9 protein-coding genes are annotated in these 9,027 nt (G+C 70.1%); 5 read left to right on the top strand and 4 right to left on the bottom strand.

Annotation, left to right across the window (positions count from 1 at the left end; translation table 11 throughout):
• Positions 1-135 precede the first annotated feature (135 nt).
• From gap to ACR2FV_RS00780, 5 genes are all read left to right on the top strand, one after another.
• Positions 136-1,140 (top strand): type I glyceraldehyde-3-phosphate dehydrogenase, encoded by a 1,005-nt coding sequence (gene gap, locus ACR2FV_RS00760; protein ID WP_434013824.1) that lies wholly within the window; start codon positions 136-138, stop codon positions 1,138-1,140.
• Positions 1,141-1,145: 5 nt separating this feature from the next.
• The gene (locus ACR2FV_RS00765; RefSeq protein WP_434013825.1) at positions 1,146-2,348 is read left to right on the top strand and encodes a phosphoglycerate kinase; all 1,203 of its coding nucleotides are present in this window, start codon (positions 1,146-1,148) and stop codon (positions 2,346-2,348) included.
• The gene (gene tpiA / locus ACR2FV_RS00770; protein ID WP_434013826.1) at positions 2,345-3,139 is read left to right on the top strand and encodes a triose-phosphate isomerase; all 795 of its coding nucleotides are present in this window, start codon (positions 2,345-2,347) and stop codon (positions 3,137-3,139) included. Before ACR2FV_RS00765 ends, tpiA begins: the two co-directional genes overlap by 4 nt.
• A gap of 140 nt (positions 3,140-3,279) precedes the next feature.
• Positions 3,280-3,522 carry a preprotein translocase subunit SecG gene (gene secG / locus ACR2FV_RS00775; RefSeq protein ID WP_434013832.1) on the top strand — a complete coding sequence of 81 codons (243 nt, stop codon included), beginning with the start codon at positions 3,280-3,282 and terminating at the stop codon, positions 3,520-3,522.
• A 93-nt stretch (positions 3,523-3,615) separates the two neighbouring features.
• Positions 3,616-3,972 carry an RNA polymerase-binding protein RbpA gene (locus ACR2FV_RS00780; protein ID WP_434013827.1) on the top strand — a complete coding sequence of 119 codons (357 nt, stop codon included), beginning with the start codon at positions 3,616-3,618 and terminating at the stop codon, positions 3,970-3,972.
• Positions 3,973-4,017: 45 nt separating this feature from the next.
• On the opposite strand, the gene pgl is transcribed toward ACR2FV_RS00780, so the two are convergent.
• From pgl to ACR2FV_RS00800, 4 genes are all read right to left on the bottom strand, one after another.
• Positions 4,018-5,880, bottom strand: a complete 1,863-nt coding sequence (gene pgl / locus ACR2FV_RS00785; RefSeq protein WP_434013828.1) for a 6-phosphogluconolactonase — start codon at positions 5,878-5,880, stop codon at positions 4,018-4,020.
• Between the two features lie 28 nt (positions 5,881-5,908).
• Entirely contained in the window at positions 5,909-7,456 is a 1,548-nt protein-coding gene (gene zwf, locus ACR2FV_RS00790; protein ID WP_434013829.1) for a glucose-6-phosphate dehydrogenase, read from the bottom strand.
• A 58-nt stretch (positions 7,457-7,514) separates the two neighbouring features.
• Positions 7,515-8,708, bottom strand: coding sequence for a transaldolase (gene tal, locus ACR2FV_RS00795; RefSeq protein ID WP_434013830.1), 1,194 nt, complete (start codon positions 8,706-8,708; stop codon positions 7,515-7,517).
• A gap of 11 nt (positions 8,709-8,719) precedes the next feature.
• The coding region (locus tag ACR2FV_RS00800; RefSeq protein ID WP_434013831.1) for a transketolase-like TK C-terminal-containing protein at positions 8,720-9,027 on the bottom strand (308 nt) is incomplete at its 5' end.

A 9,027-nucleotide genomic window follows, 5' to 3' on the forward strand; every position in this document is an offset into this window, starting at 1 on the left:
ACCTGTGCCGGCGAAGGCCTCCCACGGGCTGCCCCGCATGAGGCGCCGACCCGAGGCATCCCCTAGGTTTGGACATGGACCAGAGCCTCATCGGCGCAGAACGCTGCGCTGCCCCGTCAACGAAAGGTGGACCCGATGACTGTTCGGGTAGGAATCAACGGCTTCGGCCGCATCGGCCGTAACTTCTTCCGCGCCGTGCGGGACTCCGGCGCCGACATCGAGATCGTCGCGGTCAACGACCTCACCGACAACGCCACCCTCGCGCACCTGCTGCACTACGACTCCATCCTGGGCCGCCTGGACGGCGAGGTCATCTCCAGCGACACCGACATCACGGTGGACGGCACCTCGATCAAGGTCTTCGCGGAGAAGGACCCAGCCGCGCTGCCCTGGGGTGACCTGGGTGTGGACGTGGTCATCGAGTCCACCGGCATCTTCACCGACGCCACCCAGGCCAAGGCCCACCTCGACGGTGGCGCCAAGAAGGTCATCATCTCGGCCCCGGCCAAGAACGAGGACCTCACCCTGGTGCTGGGCGTCAACGACCAGGACTACGACCCGGAGCAGCACCACATCATCTCCAACGCCTCGTGCACGACCAACTGCCTGGCCCCCATGGCCAAGGCGCTGCACGACGAGTTCGGCATCGTCAAGGGGCTGATGACCACGATCCACGCCTACACCCAGGACCAGAACCTGCAGGACGCCCCGCACAAGGACCTGCGCCGCGCCCGCGCCGCAGCCCTCAACATCGTGCCTACCACGACCGGAGCGGCCAAGGCGGTCGCGCTGGTGCTGCCCGACCTCAAGGGCAAGCTGGACGGCTACGCCCTGCGTGTCGCCGTGCCCACCGGCTCGGCGACCGACCTGACCTTCGAGGCCGGCCGCGAGACGACGGTCGAGGAGGTCAACGCCGCCGTCAAGGCGGCCGCCGAGGGGCCGCTGAAGGGCTACCTGCGCTACACCGAGGACCCCATCGTCTCCACGGACATCCAGGGCGACCCCGCCTCCTGCATCTTCGACTCCGGACTGACCAAGGTGATCGGCAACCAGGTCAAGGTCGTCGGGTGGTACGACAACGAGTGGGGCTACTCCTCGCGCCTGGTCGACTTGACCACCCTCGTCGCCAAGAGCCTCTGAGCGGCATGCGCACCATCGACTCCCTTGGCGACCTCCGCGGCCGGCGGGTGCTGGTCCGCAGTGACCTCAACGTGCCGCTCGATGGCGACCGGATCACCGACGACGGGCGGGTCCGAGCCTCCGTGCCCACCATCTCCGCCCTGGTCGAGGCGGGGGCGCGCGTGGTCGTCTGTGCGCACCTCGGTCGCCCCAAGGGGTCCCCGGAGCCGAAGTACTCCCTGCGTCCGGTCTCCGTCCGGCTCGGTGAGCTGCTGGGGCAGGACGTCGCCTTCTGCGAGCAGACCGTGGGGCCCGAGGCGGGCCAGGCAGTGACCGACCTCGCCGACGGCGAGGTGCTGGTGCTGGAGAATCTGCGGTTCAACGAGGGTGAGACCGCCAAGAAGGAACCGGTGCGGGAGGCGTTCGCGCAGCAGCTGGCGGAGCTCGCCGACGCCTACGTGAGCGACGGCTTCGGGGTGGTGCACCGCAAGCAGGCCAGCGTCTACGACGTGGCCCAGCTGCTCCCGCACGCAGCCGGCGGCCTGGTCGTCGACGAGGTGGAGGTGATGCGCCGACTCCGCCAGGATCCGGCCCGCCCGTATGCCGTGGTGCTGGGTGGTGCCAAGGTGAGCGACAAGCTCGGGGTCATCGAGTCGTTGATCGACGTCGCCGACCGGCTGCTGATCGGCGGAGGGATGGTCTTCACCTTCCTCAAGGCACAGGGGCACGAGGTCGGCAAGAGCCTGCTGGAGCAGGACCAGGTCGACACGGTGCGTGGCTACCTTGACCTGGCGCTCGAGCGCGGGGTTCAGATCGTGCTCCCGACCGACGTGGTGGCGGCGACGGAGTTCTCGGCCGACGCCGACCACGAGGTCGTCCCGGTCGATGCGATCCCGGCCGACCGGATCGGCGTGGACATCGGTCCGGACTCTGCGCGCGCCTTCGCCGAGGCGCTCGGCGACACGCAGACCGTGTTCTGGAACGGCCCGATGGGCGCCTTCGAGATGGAGCCCTACGCCGAGGGGACCAAGGCCATCGCCACGGCTCTGGTCGAGCGCACCCGTGCGGGCGCGCTCACGGTGGTGGGTGGTGGAGACAGTGCCGCGGCCGTGCGCCAGCTGGGCTTCGCCGACGAGCAGTTCGGCCACATCTCCACCGGCGGCGGGGCCAGCCTGGAGTACCTCGAGGGCAAAGAGCTGCCCGGTCTGAGCGTCCTGGAGGACACATGAGCCAACGCGTCCCGCTGATGGCGGGCAACTGGAAGATGAACCTGGACCACCTCCAGGCCACGCACCTGGTGCAGAAGCTGGACTGGAGCCTCAAGGACGGCAAGCACGACTTCGCCGCCGTCGAGGTCGCCGTGCTGCCACCGTTCACCGATCTGCGTTCGGTGCAGACCCTGGTGCAGGGGGATCGGCTCGAGCTGAGCTACGGCGCCCAGGACCTGTCCGAGCACGACTCGGGCGCCTACACCGGAGAGATCTCCGGGGCGTTCCTGGCCAAGCTCGGCTGCACCTATGTGGTGGTGGGTCACAGCGAGCGCCGTGAGCATCACCGCGAGGACGACCAGGTGGTCGCCGGCAAGGTCCGCGCCGCCCTTCGGCACGGCCTCGCGCCGTTGCTGTGCGTGGGCGAGCCGCTGGAGGTCCGGCGGGCCGGCACGCACGTCGAGCACGTCGTCGTCCAGGTCCGGGCAGCCCTGCAGGGTCTCGACGCCGACCAGGTCGCCCCGGTCGTCATCGCCTACGAGCCGGTGTGGGCGATCGGCACCGGTGAGGTGGCCACTGCGCAGGACGCCCAGGAGGTCTGTGCGGCAGTCCGGTCGGTCGTGGCCGACCTCGTCGGACAGGCGAGCGCCGAGGGTCTGCGAGTGCTCTACGGCGGCTCGGTGAAACCGGGCAATGTGTCGGCGATCATGTCGCAGGAGGACGTCGACGGAGCGTTGGTCGGCGGAGCCTCGATCAGCGTCGAGGACTTCTCCGGCATCTGCCGCTACCGCCAGCACCACAGCGCGGGCTGACATCTGCGCTACCCTGGCTCTCGCCCGCTCCCCGCAGGACTGGGCGACGGGCATAGGGCGACCGGGGCGCCCGCCGACGTCATGTTGTCCTCACCCCGACCCTCGACTCATCCGATAGGTGTGACTCCGCTGTGACCGCTGTGCAGATCGTGCAGATCGTCCTCAACGTGCTGCTGGGACTCAGCAGCATCTTCCTGGTGCTGCTGATCCTGATGCACAAGGGACGGGGTGGTGGGATGTCCGACATGTTCGGCGGGGGGATGTCCAGCAGCCTGGGCGGCTCCTCCGTGGCCGAGCGCAACCTCAACCGGATCACGATCGCTGTCGCCCTCATCTGGATCGCCTCCGTCGTGGGCATCGGGGTGCTCATCCGCTTCTCCTGACCCACTGCTTACCGGCTGGGGTAGTCTGTTGACCATCAGCAGGCATCGACTTGATCTGATTGATCGAGTCCCGGGCGGACAAGGGAGTATGACGTGGTCGGAACCAACGCGATCCGTGGCAGCCGGGTGGGCAGTGGGCCGATGGGGGAGGCAGAGCGCGGCGACAGCGCCCCCCGGGTCCACGTGTCGTACTGGTGCAGCAACGGCCACGAGTCGAGGCCGAGCTTCGCCCGGGAGCTGGGCAGCGGGGTGCCGGAGGTCTGGGACTGCCCCCGGTGCGGTCTACCAGCCGGGAAGGACCGCGAGCATCCCCCGACGGCGCCTCGCATCGAGCCCTACAAGACACACCTCGCCTACGTCAAGGAGCGTCGCTCCGACAGCGACGGAGCCGAGCTGCTGGAGAGCGCCCTTCGCGCACTGCGCGGCGGCAGCAGTCCGCTGCCTCGCTGAGAGCACGCGACGCGCTCTTCCCCGTGGGGGCTCGCCCGGGACGCGTCACTTCCGCAGCTGTGCTGCGGCCTCCTCGTCGAGCCACCATGTCGTGTCCTCGGTCCCGCGCACCCACGAGGCGGGGTGGCCCGGGTCGTCCGACGTGGCGATCGAGGCGGCGACTGCGTCGGCCTTGTCCTTGCCGCCCACCAGCAGCCAGGTCGCCCGCGCCTGCAACAACGCCGGCAGGGTGAGCGAGACCCGCAGTGGCGGGGGCTTGGGGGACTCGGTGACGGCCACGGTTGCTCGATCGCGCACGCTCAGCTCGTCGCGGCCCGGGAAGAGACTGGCGACGTGGGAGTCCGGGCCCACGCCGAGCATCAGCACGTCGAACCGGGGGACTGCAACGGCCATCGAGTCGCCCTGGCGGGGGGCGCCGGCCTGGGCGGCCAGCTGCGTGGCGTAGTCGGCGGCGGCCCGAGGCAGCGCCTCGACGTCGGAGCCGTGGGCCACCCGGTGCACCTGCTCCGCCGGGACGCCGAGCCGGCCCAGGCCGGCCTCGTCCGCCTGCGTGTCGTTGCGGTCGGCATCCCCTTGGGGCACGAAGCGCTCATCCCCCCACCACACGTGCACGTCCTGCCACACGTCCCGGCCGGCAGACAGGTCGGCCAGTGCCTGCACCGCCGCGATGCCCATCGACCCACCGGTGAGCACCAGGTGCGCCCGGCCACGAGCGATCACTGCCTCCTCCAGGTGCTGCACCGTCGCCTCGGCCACTGCTCGGCAGACATCGTCCTTGGCGGGGAAGATCTGCGTGGACCCGAACTGTGCGGCCACGTCGGCCAGGCCCTCGTCGACCTTCGCCCGAAGCGCGTCCGGCGCCGGCGACCCGGCCTCGGGGTCGCGGTCCCGCACGGCGGAGGAGGACATGTCCGAGGATGCCTGCTGCTGCGATGACGCATCGGACGCAACGGGCGCCCGGCCCCGGCGGATCTCCTCCTGTTGGGTCGACTCGGCTGGCTGCACCAGCGGGAGACCGGTGACCAGCGCGGACGCGTAGATCTCGTCGGGATCGAGGCGGTGCAGCTCGGCCGCGAGCGCCTCGGGCAGCGACGGTTCCAGCAGCGCGAACTCCCGGGTGGGCTGCCCGGGCTGGCTCAGCGAGGCGACCTGAGCGTCGCGCCGGACGAGGTCCACGGGGCCGGCGGTGCGCTGCAGCCGCACGCTGACCAGTCCGCTGCCGGCCCGGCTGCGCGCCCGATGCACGGGAGTCCCCAGGGAGGAGGCCAGCCAGCCGGAGAGCAGGTCGGCACCGGGGCAGTCCGGCTCGGAGGTCACCATCACCTCCGTGACGGGCTGGTACGGCGGGTAGTCCAAGGCGGCGGCCAACAGCGCACGCCACCGGGTGATCCGGGTCCAGGCCAGATCGCTGTCGCCCGGCCGGTAGTGAGCGGCTCGGCGCTCCAGCTGGATGACGGGATGGCGGCAGCGGGTCGCGTCGGTGATCCGCCGGGTGCACAGCAGGCCCAGGATGGAGCCTGCGACGTCCCCGGGGGGGTCACCCGGCCACCACCCGACGATGGGGGAGTCGGGCAGCAGCAACGGGGTCACGACCGAGTCGGCGTGCTCGCGCAGGCTGCCGTGCAGGCGCAGCACGACGATCTCGCTGGCTCCCGCATCGCCCCCCACACGGATCTGAGCGTCGACGCGGTCGGCACGGCCATCGTCCTGGACGACCACGACGATCCGGGCGGGGTGCTGCCGGGTGGCCTCGTTGGCGCAGGCGAGCGCGTCGTCGGCGCCGGCCTGGTCGGTGCTGACCAGCAGCGTCAGCACCCGCCCCATGGCCATGGCGCCGACACTGTGCCGCAGCGTCACCAGGGCCTTGCTGACGTCGGTGGTCGTCGTGTCCGGCAGGTCCACGATCACGGCGTGTCTCCGATCCTCTGATAGGGGCTCACGGCCGCCGCCACTCGCGCCCGTGCCGCTGCAGCATCCGGTCGGACTCGGCGGGCCCCCAGCCGCCCGCGGCGTAGTCGTGGGGACCGGTCCGGCTGCGGTGCCAGTGCCGCACCACAGGGTCCAGGATGGTCCACGAGAGCTCGACCTCCTCGTGCCGCGGGAACAGCGGCGGGTCGCCGAGCAGCACATCCAGGATCAGTCGCTCGTAGGCCTCTGGACTGGACTCGGTGAAGGACGCGCCGTAGCCGAAGTCCATGGTGACGTCGCGCACCTCCATCTGGCTCCCCGGCACCTTGGAGCCGAACCGCATGGTGACCCCCTCGTCCGGCTGCACCCGGATGACGATCGCGTTCTGCCCAAGCTCCTCGGTGGAGGTGCTGGTGAATGGCAGGTGGGGAGCGCGCTTGAAGACGACCGCGATCTCGGTCACCCGCTTGCCCAGCCGCTTGCCGGTGCGCAGGTAGAACGGCACCCCCGCCCATCGGCGGGTGTGCACGTCGAGGGTGATCGCGGCGTAGGTCTCGGTGGCGGAGTCGGCGGCGACGCCGTCCTCCTCCAGATATCCCCGGACCTGCTGGCCACCCTGCCACCCGGAGACGTACTGGCCCCGACAGGTGGAGGCAGTCAGGTCCTCGGGCAGCTGCACGGAGGCCAGCACCTTCTCCTTCTCCGCCCGGACCGCGTCGGCGGTGAAGCTGATCGGCTCCTCCATCGCGGTAAGCGCGAACAGCTGCAGCAGGTGGTTCTGGATGACGTCCTTGGCCGCGCCGACGTCGTCGTAGTAGCCCGCGCGGCCACCGATGCCGATGTCCTCGGCCATCGTGATCTGCACGTGGTCGACGTAGTTGGCGTTCCAGATCGGCTCGAACATCTGGTTGGCGAAGCGCAGCGCCAACAGGTTCTGCACCGTCTCCTTGCCCAGGTAGTGGTCGATCCGGAAGACCGAGTCCGGGGGGAAGACCGACTCGACGATGTCGTTGAGCCCGCGGGCGCTGGCCAGGTCGTCACCGAAGGGCTTCTCGATGACCACCCGTCGCCAGGTGCCCGGACTGGGGTCGCTGAGACCCGAGGCCTTCAGCTGCTCGCACACCGGGGCGAACCAGTCCGGGGGGATGGACAGATAGAACGCGTGGTTGCCACCGGTGCCGCGATCGGCGTCGAGCTGCTGCACGGTGCGGGACAGCAGCCGGAACGCGTCCGGGTCGTCGAAGGCGCCCGGCACGAAGCGGAAGCCCTCGGCCAGGCTGCGCCACACGTCCTCGCGGAAGGGGGTGCGGGCGTGCGCCTGCACCGAGTCGTGCACGATCTTGGCGAAGTCCTGGTGGTCCCAGTCCCGCCGGGCGAAGCCGACCAGCGAGAAACCCGGGGGCAGGAGACCACGGTTGGCGAGGTCGTAGATCGCCGGCATGAGCTTCTTGCGGGCGAGGTCGCCGGTGACCCCGAACATCACCATGCTGCACGGTCCGGCGATCCGCGGCAGCCGCTTGTCGTCGGGGTGGCGCAGCGGGTTGGACTCGGCGGTGACCGCGACAGGCCCGGGCATCACACTGCCAACGGCCGGCACGCCGGCGGCACGGTGCGACCCGGCATACCGGGTCTCCTCACGTGCCGGAGCTGTCCGAGTGCTTGTCGAGCTGGCCCTGCACCGTCTCGAGCAGCTCGTCCCACGACTTCTCGAACTTCTCCACGCCCTCGGCCTCCAGGACCTCCACGATCTCGTTGTAGGACACGCCGACCCGCTCCAGGGCGTCGAGGTTGCGCTGGGCCTCGTCGTAGGTCCCGGTGATGGTGTCCCCGGTGATGTGTGCATGATCGGCGGTGGCGTCGAGGGTTGCACCGGGCATGGTGTTGACCGTCTGCGGGGCCACCAGCTGCGTGACATACATGGTGTCGTCGTAGTTTTCGTTCTTGACCCCGGTGGAGGCCCACAGCGGACGCTGCGGGTGGGCTCCGTCGTCGGCGAGGCTCTGCCAGCGCGGCGTCGAGAAGACCTCCTCGAAGGCCTGGTAGGCCAGCTGTGCGTTGGCCAGCGCGACGGTGCCCAGCAGTGCCGTGGCCTCGTCGGTGCCCACCTTCTCGAGCCGCTTGTCGGCCTCGCTGTCGACCCGGGAGACGAAGAAGGAGGCCACCGAGTGGATCTGGGAGATGTCGTGGCCGTTCTGCCGGGCCTGCTCGAGACCGGTCAGGAACGCGTTCATCACGGCGCGGTATCGGTCCAGGGAGAAGACCAGGGTCACGTTGACGCTGATTCCCTTGGCCAGCGTCTGGGCGATCGCCGGCAGTCCCTCGACGGTGGCGGGGATCTTGATGAACAGGTTGGGCCGGTCGATCTCGTTCCACAGCCGCTCAGCCATCTCGACCGTGGCGTCGGTCTGGGCCGCCATCCCGGGGTCGACCTCGATCGAGACCCGTCCGTCCACACCGTCGGTGGCCTCGTAGACCGGGGTGAAGATGTCGCAGGCGTTGCCGACGTCCTGGGTCGTCAAGGCAAACACAGCCTGCTCGACATCGGCACCCTGGCCCGCGAGCTCGCGGACCTGCTCGGTGTAGGCCTCGCCCTCGGCGAGCGCTGCGGCGAAGATGGTCGGATTGGAGGTGACTCCCACGACGTGTCGCTCGTCGATGAGCTCCTGCAGGTCGCCGCCGGTGATCATCGGCCGGTTGAGGTCGTCCAACCAGATGGAGACCCCAGCCGCGGACAGGGCGGCCAGAGGCGTCTCGGCCGAGGGGTGCTTGCGGGACTCCGCAGCGGTCTCGGCGGCGGGGTTCTCGCTGGTGTTCGTGGTCTGTGTCATGACGTGTTCCTTCACTTCTCAGTTGCGTCGCTGGATCGGTGACCGCCCGCGTCGGCGTCGCCGACGGCGTCGGCCTCGTCACCGGGCTGGGTGGGTGAGTTGTGCGCGGGAGCCTCGTCGGCCTGCGCCGCTTGGATGGAGTCCCGCGCGGCCTGGGCGACGGCCTTGGCGGTGATCCCGAACTCCTGGTAGAGGGTCTCGTAGTCGGCCGAGGCGCCGAAGTGCTCGAGGCTGACCATTCGCCCCGCATCGCCCACGATCTCGCGCCAGCCCTGGGCCACGCCGGCCTCCACGCTGACCCGGGCCCGGACGGCCGGGG

The organism is Ornithinimicrobium sp. (assembly GCF_051004135.1).
Classification (GTDB): Bacteria; Actinomycetota; Actinomycetes; order Actinomycetales; family Dermatophilaceae; genus Ornithinicoccus.